Origin of the sequence: Aromatoleum toluclasticum ATCC 700605 (genome assembly GCF_000378245.1) — a bacterium.
GTDB classification, from domain to species: Bacteria; Pseudomonadota; Gammaproteobacteria; order Burkholderiales; family Rhodocyclaceae; genus Aromatoleum; species Aromatoleum toluclasticum.
In genome coordinates, this window is the sequence record NZ_KB899493.1 from 91,619 (window position 1) to 109,547 (window position 17,929).

Consider the following 17,929-nt stretch of genomic DNA (forward strand, 5'->3'; position numbering starts at 1 on the left):
TTTGTTCCGCGAGGGACGAAATCCCGACAATGATACCGGAAGGCCGGCCGCACCCCGAATCCGAGCCAAGGCAAACGCATGAACGGTCGGGCGGGGCCTCTTGTGGGAGCGGCTTCAGCCGCGAATCGGCGCGTGGCGAGGCCAAGCCGGTTGATTCGCGGCTGAAGCCGCTCCCACGAGGTGGCTGCGAGACGCTGGAAGATTGAAATACCCAACTCCGTATAATGACCGGACTGCCCCCTCTCCCCGCCCCCATGCCCTCGATCCACCTGCTGTCCGACCTCCTGATCAACCAGATCGCCGCCGGCGAGGTCGTCGAACGCCCGGCCTCGGTGCTCAAGGAGGTGCTGGAGAACGCCGTCGACGCGGGCTCGCGCGCGATCGACGTGCAGCTCGAACAGGGCGGCGTGCGGCGCATCCGCGTCGCCGACGACGGCTGCGGCATCGCGAAGGACGAACTCGCGCTGGCGCTGGAGCGCCACGCGACGAGCAAGATCGCGAACCTCGACGACCTCGAGCGCGTCGGCACGATGGGCTTCCGCGGCGAGGCGCTGGCGGCGATCGCGGCGGTCGCGCGCACGACGCTCACCAGCCGCGCCGAGGGCAGCGCGCACGCGTGGCGCATCGAGGGCGCCGAGCGTAGCGTGGCGCCGGCGGCGCTCGGCGCGGGCACGGTCGTTGATGTCGCGGACCTGTATTACAACACCCCCGCGCGGCGCAAGTTCCTGAAGTCGGAAGGCACCGAATACGCGCACTGCGACGAGATGTTCCGCCGTGTCGCGCTGGCGCGCCCCGACATCGGCCTGCAGCTCGCGCACAACGGCCGTGTCGTGCATCGCCTGCCCGCCGCGGACCATGCACGACGCGTCGCCGCGCTGATGGGCGACGATTTCCTCGCGCAGGCCCGTCCGCTGGATGCCGATGCGGGCCCGCTGCGCCTGTCCGGTTTCGCCTCGCTGCCGGCGTATTCGCGCGCGAGCCGCGACGCGCAGTACTTCTTCGTGAACGGCCGCTTCGTGCGCGACAAGCTGCTCACGCACGCGGTGCGCCAAGCCTACACGGACATCCTGCATGGCAACCGTCATCCGGCCTATGTGCTGTTCCTCGAACTCGACCCGGCGGGCGTCGACGTGAACGTCCACCCGGCCAAGATTGAAGTGCGCTTCCGCGAATCGCGCGCGATCCACCAGTTCGTGTTCCATGCGCTGTCGCGCACGCTCGCCGAGTCGGGCGCAGGCCTCGCGATGCGGGATGCGCCGATCGCCGCGTCCACCACGTACTCCGCGGCCTCGCCGGCCGCCGCGGAGCCGGACGACCGAGCTGCGGCCGCGCGCGCGCAACCCTTCGGCGCCTATCGCGACGCCCCGCCCGTGCAGGGCCGGCTCGCGATGGAGTCGGCGAGCCGCAGCTATTTCGATTTCGTCGGCACCGCGCGCGAATCCGCGCCGCCCCCCTCGGCACAGCCCTCGGCGACGGAAGGCTTCCGCCCGACCGCCTTCCCCGCGCCGGCGGGCCGGTCCGCTGCGCCGACGGCGCCCCAACTGCCGCAACATGCGGACGACTCCGCCCCGCTCGGCTACGCGCTCGCGCAGCTCCACGGCATCTATATCCTCGCGCAGAACGCGAAGGGCCTCGTGCTCATCGACATGCACGCGGCGCACGAACGCATCCTGTACGAAAAGCTCAAGACCGTGCTCGACGGCCGCCCCTCGGTGCAGCGCCTGCTAATCCCGGCGGTGTTCTCGGTAAGCGCGAAGGACATGGCCGCGGCCGAGGAATGCGCCGAGGTGCTCACCGGCATGGGCTTCGACGTCGCGCCGGCCGGCCCGCAGGAGCTTGCCGTGCGCAGCGTGCCCGCCCTGCTCGCGAGCGCGCCAGTCGCGGAGCTGATGCGCAGGCTGCTGGAGGAATTGCGCGAGTTTCCGGCCTCGGAGGTCGTCACGGCGCGCCGCAACGAACTGCTCGCGACGATGGCCTGCCACGGCGCGGTGCGCGCGCACCGCAGCCTGACGCTGCCCGAGATGAACGCACTGCTGCGCGACATGGAAGCGACCGAGCGCGCCGACCAGTGCAACCACGGCCGCCCGACCTGGACGCAGCTGACGATGAGCGAGCTCGACCGCTTCTTCATGCGCGGCCAGTAGCGGCACCAACGGGTCGGACATCCGCTCCGCGGACGCCCCGGCTATACCATCGACATTTTCCGTCCGGCATCGCCGGTCGTCGCCAAGTCCCACGCAGAACCCGCCCATACCAGCATTTCGTTGCAATTTCGCCGGAGTTGGCCGCAGAAAATGATGGCGCGCGGACAGCCGTCGGCCTATAAAGATACAGGAGCGAGTGAACGGCGCTCGCGCGTCGACCGTCCGATTCATCCCGTCCGCATGATTGGGAGACGTGTCGCCGAGGCGTTCATTCCATTCGCGGGGCCGGACGGCGCGGCCGATTCGGGATCCCGTCCATACGACGGCAGCAAGGGCATCGACAGCATCTCACGTGGGGCAACCCCGAGGGAGAATCAGGCATGCGCAAGTTATTGATGGTGTTGTGGCTGACGCTGGCGGGGATCACGTCGGCGACGGCCTCGGTGCAGGTGAGCATCGGCATCAACCTGCCGGTGTACCCCCAACTCGTGCGGGTGCCGGGCTACCCGGTGTATTACGCGCCGCGGGTGGCCGGGAATTTCTTCTTCTACGACGGCCTGTACTGGGTGTTCTACGGGGACGACTGGTACATGAGCTCCTGGTACAACGGCCCGTGGACGCTCGTTGCACCGCTGGCCGTGCCCGTGTTCATCCTGCGGGTTCCGGTCCGCTACTACCGCGACCCGCCGATCTATTTCCGCGGCTGGCGCCACGAGGGTCCGCCGCGCTGGCGCGAGCACTGGGGCGACGACTGGGCGGAACACCGCCGCGGCTGGGACCGCTGGGACCGCCGCGCCGCGCCGGCGCCCGCACCGTTGCCAATCTATCAACGAAAGTACTCGGGCGACCGTTATCCGCGCGACATTCGCGAACAGCGAGACCTGAGCGGCCAGCATTACCGCTATCGGCCGCGCGACGCCGCAGCGCGCGAATTCCTCCCCCCGCCGGCGCCCCCCAGAACGCGGGGACCGGATCGGGATGAACGCGATGCCGCACGCCGCGAGCGCCTTCCCCGCACGCAGGAGCAGGATCGCGCGCGTTCGGCTCGCGAAGCGGAATCGCGGCAGGGCGGCCCGGTTCAGCGGCGCGCCGAACCAATGCAGATGGAACCCCGGCAGATGGATCCGCGCCAGATGGAACCCGGGCGCGAACACCGGATGCGGGAAAGGGAGATGCGTGATCGACAGATGGGCGGCCCGCGCACGGACGAGCGCACACCGCAGGACCGGGGAGGCGACGCGCAGCCGCAACGACGCAAACAGCCGCAGCAGGAAGATGAACGCGGCCGGCGCGGCAGGAACGAGCAGCAGATGGAGCGATAGCGCACGGCGCACTCGCAGCCCCGGGGAGCGTCACGCCGGACGGTCGCCCTCCAGGGCGTCGAAACCGACATACTGCGTCGTGAAGCGCGCCTTGCCCGTGCGCAGGAAGCGCTCGAAATCCCACTCCCCGTCCACGAGCCCCGCCGCGCACTCCGGCCGGAAGACGTAGGTCCACGCCGCCTCCATCCGCCCGTCCTGCAGCCGCACGACGACCTGCCGGCGCTCGTACTCCTCGCCCTCGAAACGGTCCAGCCGCGGCCAAGCCGGCGCCGGCAGATCGAGGTACAGCCCCCCCTGCACACGCCCTCCCGCCGCCGGCACCATCCCCGGATACGCCCGCCCGCGCACGGGCTGCCGCCGATACCCGTCCAGCGACGCCGGGACGAACGGGCAGCGCGCGCGGCTCACCGCGGACATGATGTCCTCGCACATCAGTGAACCGTAGGTAAAGCAATGCTGCATGGCCACGCACTCTCAACGACCGCAAAGTCGTATTCTATCGACCTGAGCGGCCGCGATCATGCCGACAGCCCGTATCATGTCCGCATCACGATGACATTCCGGCCTCACCCATGCGCATAGACGGCACGCTCGGCAAATGGAACGACGACCGCGGCTTCGGCTTCATCACCCCGAAAATCGGCGGCCCCGAAGTCTTCGCCCACATCTCCGCCTTCCCCCGCGACGGCCGCCGCCCGCAAGTCGGCGAAGCGCTGTCCTTCGAGATCGGATTCGACAAGGAGGGGAAGAAGCGCGCGACCAACATCGTCCGCCCGGGTCTGGCGCGGACAGCGCCCATCCGCCGGCCGTCGTCCACCCGCCCTGCCGCGAGGCGGAGCCCCTTCTCGTCCATCGTCAAACTGGTGATCGTCGGCGCGCTGGCGGCCTACGCCTACACCGATATCTACCCGCGCTTCGCGCAGACCCGGGCCAGCTTCGGTTCCTCGGGCGAAAGCGCCAATCCGACGACAGACGCGCCGACCGAGTCCTTCCGCTGCGATGGACGAACGCACTGCTCCCAGATGAGCTCGTGCGCCGAGGCGACGTTCTTCCTGAAAAACTGTCCCGGCGTGAAGATGGACGGGAACAACGACGGGGTGCCGTGCGAGCAGCAGTGGTGTACGGGGTTCTTTGCCAGGTAAGGCTGTTGGAAGTGGCGGACGTCAGAGATCGAAAGCAGATCCCGCTGTCCGGATGACCGAGCAATACCCAGAAGCACTCGTTCGGATTTTGACGGCCACGGTCTCTTGATGGCCGGATGCAACCTCGGGTTCCGGGCTTGGCTTGTCGCCGCGTCGAAGCCTCACAGCCTCACAGCCTCACAGCCTCACAGCCCCATATTCTCCGGCCACAGGAAATACGGCCCAAATTTCGGGCTCATGCGGAATTCGCCGCCGGCTTCCTTGCCCCTCACGGTGATGTAGTGCTTGCCTTCGCGCAGTTCGAGCAGGCCGTTGGCGACAAAGCGCTCGATGAGGTCGGCGGTGCGCAACCCCAGCCGCTGTGCGAGCTTGGAGGTGGTGAGCTTGTCCGCCTTGTCGGCGACTTCTTCGCCATCGGCCTTGCCGTCGCCGTCGTTGCGCACCTCGGCGGTGACGCGTTCGAGCGTAATGCGCACTTCGTCGCTGATGCGGATTATGCGTTGAGCTTCTTCGTAGGCGTCCCTGTAGAGCTCGCCATCGTCGTCGCGGCGAATGAGGACGCCCATTTCGTTGTTGTTGATCTGGCTGAACTCGTAGAGGTTGAGGCTGGTGATGATCGCCAGTTCCTCGTTGAGGTAGCACTTAGCGTGCAGGTTCTTGCAGAAGCTGGTGCGGATGTAGGTGAGTTCCTTGAGCCAGTTGATTTCTTCGGGCTGCAGTTCGCTCTTGCCATAGACGATGCGCACGTCGATCTTGAGCCGGTTTTTGTCGGCCAGGAGTTCCTTCATGCGGTCGTTGAGCTTGAGAAAGGGGCTGATCAGGACCAGGCGGTCCTTGGCATTCTTGATCAGCTCTTCAAGGAAGTAGTTGGTGGCGCTGGTATTGAGAAACTTGGCCATGGCGCGAATCCGTTCTCCGTTGTCGTCGTTCGCCAAGATAGAACACGTGGCCCGCGGATTGCGGACGGCATCGGTGTGTTCATGTCGAAAGCGTTGCTTGTGCATATTACATTTGCACACATGCGGCGCAAGTGAAGCCTTTCGCATGAAGAGCTGAGTCGACCAATGTTGCGTTCAACTGTAGCGCGGGCAACCGGCCTACACCCGTCAGCAGGGGAGCCCCCGAACGGTGTATCCGATCCATTGCATCGCCACCGTGCCAGAAGCCCGCGCAGCGGGTATCCTTGCACGCCTCCCGGCGCTCGGCCGGACCGTAACACAGCGCAGACACCATGACAGGCAAGCAATACGACGAATCGTCCTTCCGCGTCCTCAAGGGACTCGAACCGGTGCGCGAACGCCCCGGGATGTACACCCGCACCGATTCGCCGGCGCACATCATCCAGGAAGTCATCGACAACTCGGCCGACGAGGCGCTCGGCGGCTTCGCGAAGAAGATCCACGTGACGCTGCACCTCGACGGTTCGCTCAGCGTCGCCGACGACGGCCGCGGCATCCCGGTCGGCCTGCATCCCGAGGAAGGCGTGCCGGTCGTCGTGCTCGCCTACACGCGCCTGCACGCCGGCGGCAAGTTCGACAAGCGCGACGGCAACGGCGCCTACGCATTTTCGGGCGGCCTGCATGGGGTCGGCGTTGCGGTGACGAACGCGCTGTCGACGCGTGTCGAGGTCGAGGTGAAGCGCGAAGGCAAGATCCATCGCATCGATTTCAGCGAGGGCGGCGAGAACATCGGCGCGATCTCCATCGTCGGCGATTGCGGGCGGCAGACCGGGACGCGCGTTCGCGTGTGGCCGGACGGCAAGTATTTCGAGAACCCGCGCGTGCCGCAGAACGAGATCGAGCGCCTGCTGCGCTCGAAGGCGGTGCTGCTGTCGGGCGTGTCGGTGCGGCTCGACATCGAGCAGGCGAGCGGCCCGGCGCTGACCAAGACCTGGTCCTATCCGGACGGACTGGCCGGTTACCTGCGCGAGCAGGCGGGCGACCTCGAGCCGGTCGCGCCGCTCTACACGGCCGAGAAGTACGCCGACAAGGACGATTCGACCTTTGCGCCCGGCGAAGGCGCGGCCTGGGTGCTCGGCTGGTTCGAGCACTCGGTGCCGAGCGAATCCTTCGTGAACCTGATCCCGACGGTGGCCGGCGGCACGCACGAGAGCGGGCTGCGCGCGGGCGTGTTCGATGCGGTAAAGAGCTTCATCGAGCACCATGCGCTGCTGCCGCGCGGCGTGAAGCTGCAGCAGGAGGACGTCGCTGGGCGCATGAGCTTCGTGCTCTCGGCGCGCCTGCTGGACCCGCAGTTCCAGGGGCAGGTAAAGGAAAAACTCAACTCGCGCGAGGCGGTGAAGCTCGTGTCGAGCATGATCCGCGACCCCTTCGAGATCTGGCTGAACAACCACGTCGAGGCCGGCAAGGCGATCGCGGAGCTGTCGATCAAGCAGGCGCTGGCGCGGCAGAAGAGCGCGCAGAAGGTCGAGAAGAGGAAGACCTCGGGCGTCGCGGTGCTGCCGGGCAAGCTCTCCGACTGCGAATCGGAAGACATCGCGGAAAATGAGCTCTTCCTCGTCGAGGGCGACTCCGCGGGCGGTTCGGCGAAGATGGCGCGCAACAAGGAAACGCAGGCGATCCTGCCCTTGCGCGGCAAGGTGCAGAACTCGTGGGAGATCGACCCCGACCGCCTGCTCGCCAACGCCGAGATCCACGACATTGCGGTGGCGCTGGGCGTGGACGCGCACCTTGCCGGCAGCACCCCGGACCTCGCGGGCCTGCGCTACGGCAAGGTCGTGATCATGTCGGATGCGGACGTCGACGGCTCGCACATCCAGACGCTGCTGCTGACGCTGTTCTTCCGTCACTTCCCCGAGCTGATCACACGCGGCCACATCTACGTCGCGCAGCCGCCGCTGTACCGCGTCGACGTGCCCGCGCAAGGCAAGAAACGCCCGGCGCGGCGCCTGTATGCGCTGGACGACGGCGAGCTCGCGGCGATCCGCGACCGCGTCCAGAAGGAAGGCTTCAAGCCGGAAGCGATCGAGGTCGGCCGCTTCAAGGGCCTGGGCGAAATGAACCCCGACCAGCTGCGCGAGACGACGATGGACCCCGCGACGCGGCGCGTGCTGCCGGTGCAGGTGCGCGCCGATGCGCTCGACGACACGCTGAAGATGTTCACGCTGCTGATGGGGAAGGGCGAAGCCTCGGGCCGGCGCGCGTGGATGGAGGAGAAGGGCGACACGGTCGAGGCGGACATCTGAACCGATACGCCCCGGCGACGGCTTGCTGCGCCGCATCACGCCGCCTATAACGGAAACGCCTGTTCCGTTTTCGAATAAACCCTCATGGCCGCGAATCCCGCCCCACGCCTCGCCCGACGCCCCCGCGCCGTGCTGGTGGATCTCGCCGGCGTGCTGCACGTCGGTGAGCAAGCCATCTCCGGCGCGGTCGACGCGCTCGCCCGGCTGCGTGCCGCGGGGCTGCCGCTGCGCTTCCTGACCAACACGACACGCACGCCGCGCCGCACGCTCGTCGCGAAGCTGCAGCGCATGGGCTTCGCGATCGACGAGGACGAGCTCCAGACCGCGCCGCACGCCGCGCAGCGACTCGTGCGCGAGCGCGGCCTGAAGCCGCTGTACCTGGTCCATCCCGATCTTGCGGCGGAAATCGGCCCGAGCGCGGACGCGCCCGATGCCGTCGTGATGGGCGACATGGGGCCGCATCTCGACTACGCGCAACTCAACGCCGCGTTCCGCCTGCTGATGGCCGGCGGCGCCTTCATCGCGATGGCGAAGAACCGCTATTTCATGGAAGAGGACGGCCTGTCGCTCGACATGGGCGCCTTCGTGGCCGGACTGGAGTTCAGCAGCGGCGTGCAGGCCGAGGTCGTCGGCAAGCCGGCGCCGGCCTTCTTCCATACCGCACTCGCCGAACTGGGTGTATCGGCCGCGGACGCCGTCGTGATCGGCGACGACCTGCACGACGACATCGGCGCGGCGCTCGCCGCCGGCATCCCGGCGATCCTCGTGCGCACCGGGAAATTCCGCGCGGGCGACGACGCCGATGCGGCGATCCGGCCCAGCCTCGTCGCCGACGACTTCGCCGACGCCGTCACGCGCCTGCTGGCGCTCGGCTGATCAGGCGAGTTCGGGAATCGCGACCAGCTCGTAACCCGCCCGCTGCAGCCCGTCGCGCAGCGCGCGCGCCGTCGCGACCGCTTCGGCGTCGTCGCCATGCACGCAGATGCTCTGCGCCTTCACCGGCAGGCGCTTGCCGTTGATCGAGATCAGCGCGCCCGCTTCGAGCATGGCCAGCACGTGGCGCAGGCAGGCGTCCGCGCCATGCACCATCGCGCCCGGCTGCGAGCGCGGCACGAGGTTGCCGTCATCCAGATACGCCCGGTCGGCGAAGATCTCCTCGACGACCCGCAGCCCCGCCTCGCGCCCGGCGATGACGAGCTGCGACAGCGCCGGCGCGAGCAGGATCAGGTCCGGATCGAACGCACGCACCGCGCGTGCGACCGTCGCCGCGAGCTTCGCATCGGCGCAGGCCATGTTGTTCAGCGCGCCGTGCGGCTTGACGTGGGTTACCGTCGAGCCTTCGGCACGCGCGATGCCGGCGAGCGCCCCGATCTGGTAGATCAGCATCGCTTCGAGTTCCGCGGACGGCACGTCCATACGCCGGCGGCCGAAGCCCTGCAGGTCGGGGAAGGAAGGATGCGCACCGAGGCTCACGCCGCAGCGTTTGGCCGTGGCGACGGTCTGGCGCATCACGAGCGGGTCGCCGGCGTGGAAGCCGCAGGCGACGTTGGCCGACTTGACGACCTCCAGCATCGCCGCGTCGTCGCCCATGCTCCAGGCGCCGAAACTTTCGCCGAGGTCGGCGTTGAGATTGATGCGCTCAGACATGGTGTGCTCCATATTGCAAATTGACGCCGTGCAGGTTCCATTCGTCGCCGCGCACTGCGCCGCAGATGAGGTTCGCGCCATACAGCGCCGCCTCGTCGATGACGCCGGGCGGACGGAAACTCTGGATCATGCCGACCCACTCGGCAAGCCGCTGCACCTGTTCGCGCAGCGCCGCCGCGGCCTCGGCGTGGCTCACCGCGACGAAGCGCAGTTCGTCGCCGGGCCGCACATGTGCGAGCCGCGGCAGGTCGGCGCGGATCACCGTCGCGATTTTCGGATAACCGCCCGAGGTCTGGCAGTCGGCCATCAGCACGATGGGCTGGCCGTTCGCCGGCACCTGGATCGTGCCCGGCGCGACACCGTCCGACACGATCTCGGCGCCCTTGTCGTTGTGCACGAGCTTCTCGCCGTCGAGGCGCAGGCCCATGCGGTCCATGTCGCGCGTCACGGCATAGGGCTTCGACAGGAAACTCGCCAGCGCATCGGGCGTGAAGTGGTCCTCCTGCGGCCCGAGGATCACGCGGATCGGACCCGTGTCGTGATGCCACGGCGCCCGCGCGCGGAATTCGAGCCAGGGGTCGCCGCGCACCGCGTCGCACTGCAGGCGGTCGCCGACCCTGGGCGCCCTGCCCTGCACGCCGCCGATCGCCGCACGCAGGTAGGTCGAGCGGCTGCCGAGCTGCTCGGCCACCTGCACCCCGCCGGAGAGCGCGACGTAGCCCACGCCGTGCGACACGCCGCCGACGCGGATGACGTCGCCGGGGAACAGCGTCGCGGTGTGCCACGGCGCCACATTCAGCACCTGGCCGCGCGTATTCACGAGCTGGGCGCCCATCTCGCCGGAAAGCCCCACGCGCACCGTGCCCGACAGCGCCTTGAGCGACGGCCCGCTCAGGCCGACTTCGAGCACCGCGGCCTCCGATGCATTGCCGGCCAGCGCATTCGCCGCCGCCATCAGCACCGGATCGAGCGCGCCCGACACCGGCACGCCGATGTTGCGATAGCCCGTGCGGCCACGATCCTGGACGCTGACCGCGAGGCCTGCGTCGATGATTTCCACGACAGTGCTCATGCCGCCTCTCCTTCCTTCAACAGCGAGGACAGATCGAAACGGCCCGCGGCGCAATCCCGCTCGAGGGCATCGAACGCGTCGAGGTCGATCGCCTCCCAAACCACCTGGTCGCCCGGCGCGAGCAGGGCCGGCCGGCGTGCGTTGGCCGCATCGAAGAGGCGCACCGGCGTGCGGCCCATCAGGCGCCATCCGCCCGGGCTTTCCCACGGGTAGGCGGCGCACATGCGCCCCGCGATCGCGATCGAGCGCGACGGCACGACCTTCCGTGGTGAGGCCAGCCGCGGCATGTCGAGCGCCTCGGGCAGGCCGCCGAGATAGGGGAAGCCGGGCAGGAAGCCCAGCATGTAGACAGTGAAAACGGTTTCCGTCATCAGCCGCACAACCTCGTCGCGCGCCAGGCCTTTCGCGGCGGCGACATCGTCGAGGTCCGGCGCGCAGGCCGCGTCGAAGCACACCGGGATGTGCCAGCGGCTGCCCGCCGCCGAGACGCTGCCGCTCCGGCCGGCAAGTTCGGCGAGCAGATCGTGCAGCGCCATCGCGTCGGTGCGTAGCGGGTCGAAATGGACCGTCACCGAACGGAAAGTCGGCACCCATTCGACGACGCCGTCGAGGCGGCCGTCGCTCGACAGCGTGTCGAGCAGGCTTGAGAAACCGAGCACGCGGCCGTGGATCGCCGGGTCGATGCCGTTGCCGAACTCGACCGTCCAGGCGGAGTCGCCGACGCTCAGCAGACGCGCCGACGGGTGTGCAAGCTCAATAGTCATGGCGGGAGTCTTCCGCTGGAGAGGGCGAGAGCCCGGTGATACGCATGCATCGGATCCCCGCGCCGCGCCGTGCAGGACGGCGCGGGAAGCCTTGCGACCGAGAAGACGGCGCGCTCAGTTCTGCAGAACCAGGTCCCGGCCGCGCGTCTCGGGCAGCGGCAGGCAGGCGACGATCACGAGGAGGTAGCCGCCCACGGCGAGCATGCCGATCACTTCGCCAAGCGGCATGCTGGTGCTCAGATAACCGACCAGCGCCGGGAAAGTCGCGCCGACCGCACGGCCGAAGTTGTAGCAGAAGCCCTGGCCCGAACCGCGCAGCTCGTTCGGGAAGAGTTCCGCGAGGAAGGCGCCCATCCCGGAGAAGATGCCCGACAGGAAGAAGCCGAGCGGGAAGCCGAGGAAGAGCATCATCGTGTCGTTGATCGGCAGCAGCGTGTAGCTATAGACCAGGACACCGGCGCAGGTCGCGAAGAGCATGAAGCAGCGGCGGCGGCCGAGGTGGTCCGACAGCCAGGCGCTCGTCAGGTAGCCGATAAAGGAACCGAGGATCAGCACCAGCAGGTAGCCGCTCGTGCCCAGCACCGACAGCCCGCGCTCCATCTTGAGGAAGGTCGGCAGCCAGGTCGTGACCGCGTAGTAGGCGCCCATCATGCCGGTCGACAACAGGCTGGCGAAGATCGTGGTCGGCAACAGGCGCGGCGAGAAGATCTCGAGGAAGTTGCCGCCGCCTTCGGCCTTCACCTTCGCGCGGGCGACGTGGAAGACTTCCGGGTCGTGGATGTTGCGGCGGATGTAGAAGATCAGCACCGCCGGCAGAATGCCGATCCAGAACAGCACGCGCCACGCATACTCGGCGGGCATCAGTGCATACACGACCCAGAACGCGATGGCGGAGATGCCCCAGCCAACGGCCCAGCTGCTCTGCACCAGGCCGACCGCCTTGCCGCGGTTCTTCGGCTGGATCATCTCGGCGATCAGCACCGCGCCGACCGACCATTCGCCGCCGAAGCCGAAGCCCTGCATCGCCCGCGTGAAGAAGAGCTGCTCGAAGGAATTCGTGAAGCCGGACAGAAAGGTGAAGGCCGTGAACCAGATGACGGTCCATTGCAGCACGCGCACACGGCCATACTTGTCAGCGAGGATGCCGGCGGCCCAGCCGCCGATCGCGGACGTGATCAGCGCGCCCGTCGCGATGTAGCCGGCTTCGACCTTGCTCATCGCCCACGCCGCCATCAGCGTCGGAATCAAGAAAGTGTAGATCATGTAGTCGAACGCATCGATGCCATAGCCGGCAAAGGCCGCGGTCAGCGTCTTGCGTTCGTTCGGGGTGGTCTCGTTAATCCACACGGTGGATCTCCTTTAGGTGGTTCGACACACGCTGTCCCCGTTCTGTGCCGGGGTGCAGCGAAATAAGGCTCTGTTCAGGAAAAGGCGAGTTGGTGATTGAGCAGGTCAGTGACGAGCATGTATCCCGGCGCGTGCGTGATGCACAGCTCGGGGCGGGCTTCCATCACCGCCGCTTGCGGCGTGACGCCGCAGGCCCAATACACCGGGACTTCACCCGGCAGGATCTCGACCGCATCGCCGAAGTCGGGCTTTGCGAGGTCGGCGATGCCGATCTCGGCCGGATCGCCGAAGTGCACCGGGGCGCCATGCACGTTGGGCAGGCGCGAAGTGACCTGGATCGCACGGATCGCGTTCGCCGCCGTCATCGGCCGCATCGACACGACCAGCGGACCGTGGAACTTTCCGGCCGGGTTGGTGGCGATATTCGTACGGTACATCGCGACGTTGCGCCCTTGGGCGACATGGCGCAGCGGGATGCCCGCGTCGAGCAGCCCCTGCTCGAAGGAGAAGGAGCAGCCGATCACGAAAGTCACGAAGTCCGGCTGCCACAGATCGTCGATCGCGGTCGGCTCGGCGACGAGTTCGCCCTTGCGCCACACGCGGTAGCGCGGCACATCGAAGCGGATATCGACGTCGGCGCCGAGCGTCGGCAGCAGCGGCTCGCCCGGCTCGGACACCGCCAGCAGCGGACAGGGTTTGGGATTGCGCTGGCAGAAGCGCAGGAAATCGTCGGCATCGGACGCGCGCAGGATCACGACGTTGCCCTGCACATGGCCCGGCGCGATCCCGCTGGTGTGCGAGGTCCACAGCCTAGTCCGGATCGCACGGCGTGCGGCGACCCCGGTTGTCAGTTCCTCAGCGGGCACACCTGCGCTATCAAGATTCCTTTCCACCGACCGTCTCCTCATCCTTTGCCCGACGCTGTAATCGCGCCGTGATCAAAGTATCGGCGGGGGGCGGAAGCTAGACAAACGCAAAATTTCTTTGTGAGCTCATCGATTTTTTCGATGCTGACCGCACTTGATCCGGCTGCGCGACAGGTGCGGTCAAGTCGTGCCGTCGATCGGGAAGCCGCGCACGAAGGCGATCGCCTCCTGTACGGCAGCCTCCATCTGGGGCGCGCCCGGGTAGGCCCAATACGACGCATGGATCGGCAGCGGCGCGAGACGCGGTTCGGCATCGAGCACCGCGAGATCGGCCCCGCGGGCGAAGCCGGGCACCGTGGCGTGCGGCAAGGTCGCGAAGCCGAAACCGCCCTCGACCATGCGCGCCAACGCCGAGATCGACGAGATCGTGTGAATGCGCCCGCTCTCCAGGCCCGCGCGGCGGATCACTTCGATCAGCGCGACATGCGGCTGCGAGCCGCGCTGGAAGGTCAGCACGTCGTGTTCGAGGATCTCCGGCAAGGTCCATTTGCCGACGCGTTCCGCGTCGCTGCGGCGGCCGACGAACACCATCTCCAGCGACGGCAGTTCGGTGACGCGAATGCCCTCGCCGGTGGCGGGCAGCGCCGCGAACGCGAGATCCAGCCCGCCGCGCCGCAACTGCTCCGTAATCACCGGCGTCATTTCCACCGCCAGCTCGAACTCGATGTGCGGCTGGGTGCGGCGCAGATGCTCGACGAGCGGGATCAGCCAGGTATGCAGCACCGACTCGATGCAGCCGATGCGCAGCGTCATCGCCTCGGGCTCCGCCATGCCGATCTCGTCCTTCAGCTCGCGCTGGATCGCGAGCAGCCGCTCGGCGTAGACGAGGAAGCGGTTGCCGGAGTTGGTCAGGCGGAAATGCCGCTCGCGCCGATCGATCAGCGCCACGCCCAGTTCCTCCTCCAGGCTCGCGATGCGGCTCGACACCGCCGACTGCGTCAGGCACAGCTTGTCCGCGGCACGCGTGATGCTCTTCAGGCGCGCCACCCACAGGAAGGCTTCGACGAAACGCAGGTTCATGGATGAGATCGGTGTGATGAGGAAGGGCCGACGGTGCTCGACATTCTTGAATTTCGGCCCGGAACGCTGCCAGAATGCGCGCTTTCGCCGACTGGCGGCGACAAGGACTTTAGGCCGATCGGTTCGCCGGTGCAATTTGCCTCCCATCGGCCGGCGCCACGGGCGCTGATATATACTAACGATAGATACGTCACTATCGAGGCCTCCATGGAAACCGCCAAATTGTTCATCAATGGCCGCAGCCAGGCCGTGCGGCTACCCAAGGAATTCCGCTTCGAGGGCGACGAGGTGTTCATCAAGCGCGTCGGCGATGCGGTCGTCCTGCTTCCGCGCCGTGGCTGGGGCACGCTCTTTGCCGCGCTCGACGCATTCGAGCCCGGCTTCGCGATCGAACGCAACCAGCCCGAGCAGCCTGCCCGCGAGGCCTTGCTGCCGTGAGGTACATGCTCGACACCAACCTCTGCATCTACCTCATCAACCACCGCCCGGCCCACGTGCGTGCCCGCTTCGAGGCGCACGCGATCGGCGACATCGGCGTGTCGGCGATCACCGCCGCCGAACTCGCCTATGGCGTGGCGAAAAGCGGCTCGGCCCGCAATCGCAGCGCGCTGGAAACCTTCCTGCTGCCGCTCGAGATCGCGCCCTTCGACGACCACGCGATCTGGCACTACGCGGAACTGCGCACCGAACTCGAACGCCGCGGCGCCCCGATCGGCGCCCTCGACACCCAGATTGCCGCCCACGCGCTGACGCTCGGCTGCATCCTGGTCACCAACAACACTCGTGAATTCGCGCGGGTCGACGGCCTCCACCTGGAAAACTGGATGGAACCGAACCTGATGGAACCCGCCGCCACTTACTTGAACGCTCCATGACCACAGAATCGGAATCCCTGGACCTCTTCAGCGCACCGCCCCCACCCTCCCCGCCCTCGGGCGACGGCAGCGACGCCCCGCCCCCCGACGACGGCACCCTCGCGCTCGACCGCTACGCCGAGCGCGCCTACCTCGCCTACGCGATGAGCGTCGTCAAGTCGCGCGCGCTGCCGCAGGTCGAGGACGGCATGAAGCCGGTGCAGCGCCGCATCCTCTACGCGATGAACGAGATGCGCCTGTCGGCAAGCTCGAAGCACGTGAAGTCCGCGCGCGTCGTCGGCGACGTCATCGGCAAGTACCACCCGCACGGCGACTCCAGCGTCTATGACGCGATGGTGCGCGTCGCACAGGACTTCTCGCTGCGCTACCCGCTCGTCGACGGCCAGGGCAACTTCGGCTCGCGCGACGGCGACTCCGCGGCGGCGATGCGTTACACCGAGTGCCGCCTGACGCCGATCGCGGAACTGCTGCTCGCCGAGATCGACCGCGGCACCGTCGACTTCGTGCCGAACTACGACGGCGCCTTCGAGGAGCCGCAGCTGCTGCCCGCACGCCTGCCCTTCGTGCTGCTCAATGGCGCGTCCGGCATCGCGGTCGGCATGGCAACCGAGATCCCGCCGCACAACCTGCGCGAAGTCGCCGACGCCGCCTGTCACCTGATCCGCCACCCGGATGCCGGCCTCGACGACGTCCTGCCGCTGCTGCCGGGCCCGGACTTCCCCGGCGGCGGCCAGCTCATCTCCTCGCCCGAAACGATCCGCGAGGCCTATGCGAGCGGGCGCGGCAGCCTGCGCATGCGCGCGCGCTGGCACATCGAAGAGCTCGCCCGCGGCCAGTGGCGCGTGATCGTCGACGAGCTCCCGCACGGCGTGTCGGCCGCCGGCGTGCTCGCCGAGATCGAGACGCTGACCAACCCGCAGCCGCGCGCCGGCAAGAAGGAAGTCAGCCAGGAACAGAAGAACCTCAAGCAGCTCGTGCTCGGCGTGCTGGAGACGGTGCGCGACGAATCCAGCGACAAGGCGCCGGTGCGCATCGTGCTGGAGCCGCGCTCGTCCCGACAGAGCCGTGACGAATTCATGGCGGTACTGCTCGCGCACACCAGCCTCGAAAGCTCGGCATCGGTGAATATGACGATGATAGGCCGCGACGGCCGGCCGCAGCAGAAGAACCTCGTGCAGATCCTGCGCGAATGGATCGACTTCCGCTACGTCACGGTCGACCGCCGCACGCGCCACCGCCTCGACGAAGTCGATCGCCGCATCCACATCCTCGAAGGCCGCATGATCGCCTTCCTGCACATCGAGGAAGTGATCCGCGTCATCCGCGAGTCCGACGAGCCCAAGCCCGCGCTGATCGCCGCCTTCGGCCTCTCCGACGTGCAGGCCGAGGACATCCTCGAGATCCGCCTGCGCCAGCTCGCGCGCCTCGAAGGCTTCAAGATCGAGAAGGAACTGGCCGAGCTCAAGGACGAGCGCGCCGGCCTGCAGCACATCCTCGACAGCCGCGCGGCGATGACCCGGCTGATCCTCAAGGAGATCGAGGAGGACACGAAGAAGTACGGCGACACGCGCCGCACCGTGATCGAGGCCGTCGCCGCGGTCGCGCCGGCCGAGATCAGCGTAGCGGACGAGCCGGTCACCGTGATCGTGTCGAAGAACGGCTGGGTGCGCTCGCGCCAGGGCCACGGCATCGACGCCGCCGCCATCAGCTACAAGGCGGGCGACTTCGCCTTCGCCGTGATCGAGACGCGCACGACCTGGCCGCTGGTCGTCATCGACACCAACGGCCGCGCCTACACCGTGCGCGTGTCGGACCTGCCCGGCGGACGCGGCGATGGCGCGCCCATCGCCACGCTCGTCGACTTCCAGGACGGCGGCAAGGTGGCGCAGGTGCTCACCGCCGAGCCCGAGTCGAGCTGGTTCTTCGCCAACTCCGGCGGCTACGGCTTCATCTGCACGCTCGCCGACGCGACGAGCCGCCAGCGCGCGGGCAAGGCCTTCATGACGCTCGAAAAGGGCGAGAAGGTGCTGGTGCCGGCGCGCGTCGCGGGCGAGCGCATCGCTGCGGTGTCGGAGAACGGTCGCATCCTGGTCTTCATGCGCAGCGAGATGAAGGTGCAGTCCGGCGGACGCGGCGTCATCGTGATGGCGCTCGACGACAAGGAGGCGCTCGTCGCGGTCGCCGTGCCGCCCGACCAGGCAACGCTGCGGGTCGAAGGCACCGGCCGCGGCGGCAGGGCCATCGCCGTCGAGCTCAAGCCGAGCCAGCTCGTGCCGCTGCTCCACCGCCGCGCACGCAAGGGCATGGCGCTCACGCCAAAAGTCGCGCCCGCGGCGCTCACGACTGCCTGATTTGCCGGCCGCGCGATGGCGGCCGGAACCCCTCGCTCCCCGACACGGTCTTTCAACTAGTGACGCCCCGACGCCCGCCGGTCTCGCATGAGGCCGGCGGGCGTCGTTGCGGCT

General features: G+C 67.9%; 16 protein-coding genes. 8 read left to right on the forward strand and 8 right to left on the reverse strand.

What is annotated here, in order from left to right; genetic code table 11:
• Window positions 1-254: 254 nt before the first annotated feature.
• Together mutL and F464_RS0105990 are read left to right on the forward strand one after the other, a co-directional pair.
• On the forward strand, window positions 255-2,144 hold the full coding sequence (gene mutL / locus F464_RS0105985; protein ID WP_018988883.1) for a DNA mismatch repair endonuclease MutL: 1,890 nt from the start codon (window positions 255-257) through the stop codon (window positions 2,142-2,144).
• Window positions 2,145-2,524: 380 nt separating this feature from the next.
• Window positions 2,525-3,466: a hypothetical protein gene (locus tag F464_RS0105990; RefSeq protein ID WP_018988884.1), complete on the forward strand. Its 942-nt coding sequence runs from the start codon at window positions 2,525-2,527 to the stop codon at window positions 3,464-3,466.
• A 30-nt stretch (window positions 3,467-3,496) separates the two neighbouring features.
• Here the strand turns inward: F464_RS0105990 and F464_RS0105995 are convergent, their stop codons facing one another.
• Window positions 3,497-3,928 carry a gamma-glutamylcyclotransferase family protein gene (locus F464_RS0105995; RefSeq protein ID WP_018988885.1) on the reverse strand — a complete coding sequence of 144 codons (432 nt, stop codon included), beginning with the start codon at window positions 3,926-3,928 and terminating at the stop codon, window positions 3,497-3,499.
• 110 nt (window positions 3,929-4,038) lie between these two features.
• Here F464_RS0105995 and F464_RS0106000 point away from each other — a divergent pair, with 110 nt between their 5' ends.
• Window positions 4,039-4,608: a cold shock domain-containing protein gene (locus tag F464_RS0106000; RefSeq protein WP_018988886.1), complete on the forward strand. Its 570-nt coding sequence runs from the start codon at window positions 4,039-4,041 to the stop codon at window positions 4,606-4,608.
• Between the two features lie 185 nt (window positions 4,609-4,793).
• Here F464_RS0106000 and F464_RS0106005 read toward each other — a convergent pair whose 3' ends face one another.
• A complete protein-coding gene (locus F464_RS0106005) occupies window positions 4,794-5,507 on the reverse strand; it encodes a phospholipase D family protein (RefSeq protein WP_018988887.1) in 714 nt (237 codons plus the stop codon).
• Between the two features lie 332 nt (window positions 5,508-5,839).
• Here F464_RS0106005 and F464_RS0106010 point away from each other — a divergent pair, with 332 nt between their 5' ends.
• A complete protein-coding gene (locus F464_RS0106010; protein ID WP_018988888.1) occupies window positions 5,840-7,813 on the forward strand; it encodes a DNA topoisomerase IV subunit B in 1,974 nt (657 codons plus the stop codon).
• A gap of 84 nt (window positions 7,814-7,897) precedes the next feature.
• The gene (locus tag F464_RS0106015) at window positions 7,898-8,689 is read left to right on the forward strand and encodes a TIGR01458 family HAD-type hydrolase (RefSeq protein ID WP_018988889.1); all 792 of its coding nucleotides are present in this window, start codon (window positions 7,898-7,900) and stop codon (window positions 8,687-8,689) included.
• Here F464_RS0106015 and F464_RS0106020 read toward each other — a convergent pair whose 3' ends face one another.
• From F464_RS0106020 to F464_RS0106045, 6 genes are all read right to left on the reverse strand, one after another.
• Complete coding sequence (locus tag F464_RS0106020; RefSeq protein ID WP_018988890.1) at window positions 8,690-9,460, reverse strand: LamB/YcsF family protein; 771 nt, start codon at window positions 9,458-9,460, stop codon at window positions 8,690-8,692. It abuts the gene before it with no gap.
• Window positions 9,453-10,532: a 5-oxoprolinase subunit C family protein gene (locus F464_RS0106025; RefSeq protein ID WP_018988891.1), complete on the reverse strand. Its 1,080-nt coding sequence runs from the start codon at window positions 10,530-10,532 to the stop codon at window positions 9,453-9,455. The genes F464_RS0106020 and F464_RS0106025 overlap by 8 nt, the downstream gene beginning before the upstream one ends.
• Window positions 10,529-11,296, reverse strand: coding sequence for a 5-oxoprolinase subunit PxpB (gene pxpB, locus F464_RS0106030; RefSeq protein ID WP_018988892.1), 768 nt, complete (start codon window positions 11,294-11,296; stop codon window positions 10,529-10,531). The genes F464_RS0106025 and pxpB overlap by 4 nt, the downstream gene beginning before the upstream one ends.
• Before the next feature lie 114 nt (window positions 11,297-11,410).
• On the reverse strand, window positions 11,411-12,643 hold the full coding sequence (locus F464_RS0106035; protein WP_018988893.1) for an MFS transporter: 1,233 nt from the start codon (window positions 12,641-12,643) through the stop codon (window positions 11,411-11,413).
• Window positions 12,644-12,717: 74 nt separating this feature from the next.
• Window positions 12,718-13,536: a putative hydro-lyase gene (locus F464_RS0106040; protein WP_026295785.1), complete on the reverse strand. Its 819-nt coding sequence runs from the start codon at window positions 13,534-13,536 to the stop codon at window positions 12,718-12,720.
• Window positions 13,537-13,689: 153 nt separating this feature from the next.
• Window positions 13,690-14,589, reverse strand: a complete 900-nt coding sequence (locus F464_RS0106045) for a LysR family transcriptional regulator (protein WP_018988895.1) — start codon at window positions 14,587-14,589, stop codon at window positions 13,690-13,692.
• Between the two features lie 207 nt (window positions 14,590-14,796).
• On the opposite strand from F464_RS0106045, the gene F464_RS0106050 reads away from it, so the two are divergent.
• Genes F464_RS0106050 through parC form a run of 3 tightly spaced genes read left to right on the forward strand, consistent with a single transcriptional unit; the run spans window position 14,797 to window position 17,815 of the window.
• Window positions 14,797-15,027, forward strand: coding sequence for an AbrB/MazE/SpoVT family DNA-binding domain-containing protein (locus tag F464_RS0106050; RefSeq protein WP_018988896.1), 231 nt, complete (start codon window positions 14,797-14,799; stop codon window positions 15,025-15,027).
• Window positions 15,028-15,032: 5 nt separating this feature from the next.
• Complete coding sequence (vapC, locus tag F464_RS27920; RefSeq protein ID WP_018988897.1) at window positions 15,033-15,464, forward strand: type II toxin-antitoxin system tRNA(fMet)-specific endonuclease VapC; 432 nt, start codon at window positions 15,033-15,035, stop codon at window positions 15,462-15,464.
• A complete protein-coding gene (parC, locus tag F464_RS0106060) occupies window positions 15,461-17,815 on the forward strand; it encodes a DNA topoisomerase IV subunit A (RefSeq protein ID WP_018988898.1) in 2,355 nt (784 codons plus the stop codon). Before vapC ends, parC begins: the two co-directional genes overlap by 4 nt.
• Window positions 17,816-17,929 lie beyond the last annotated feature (114 nt).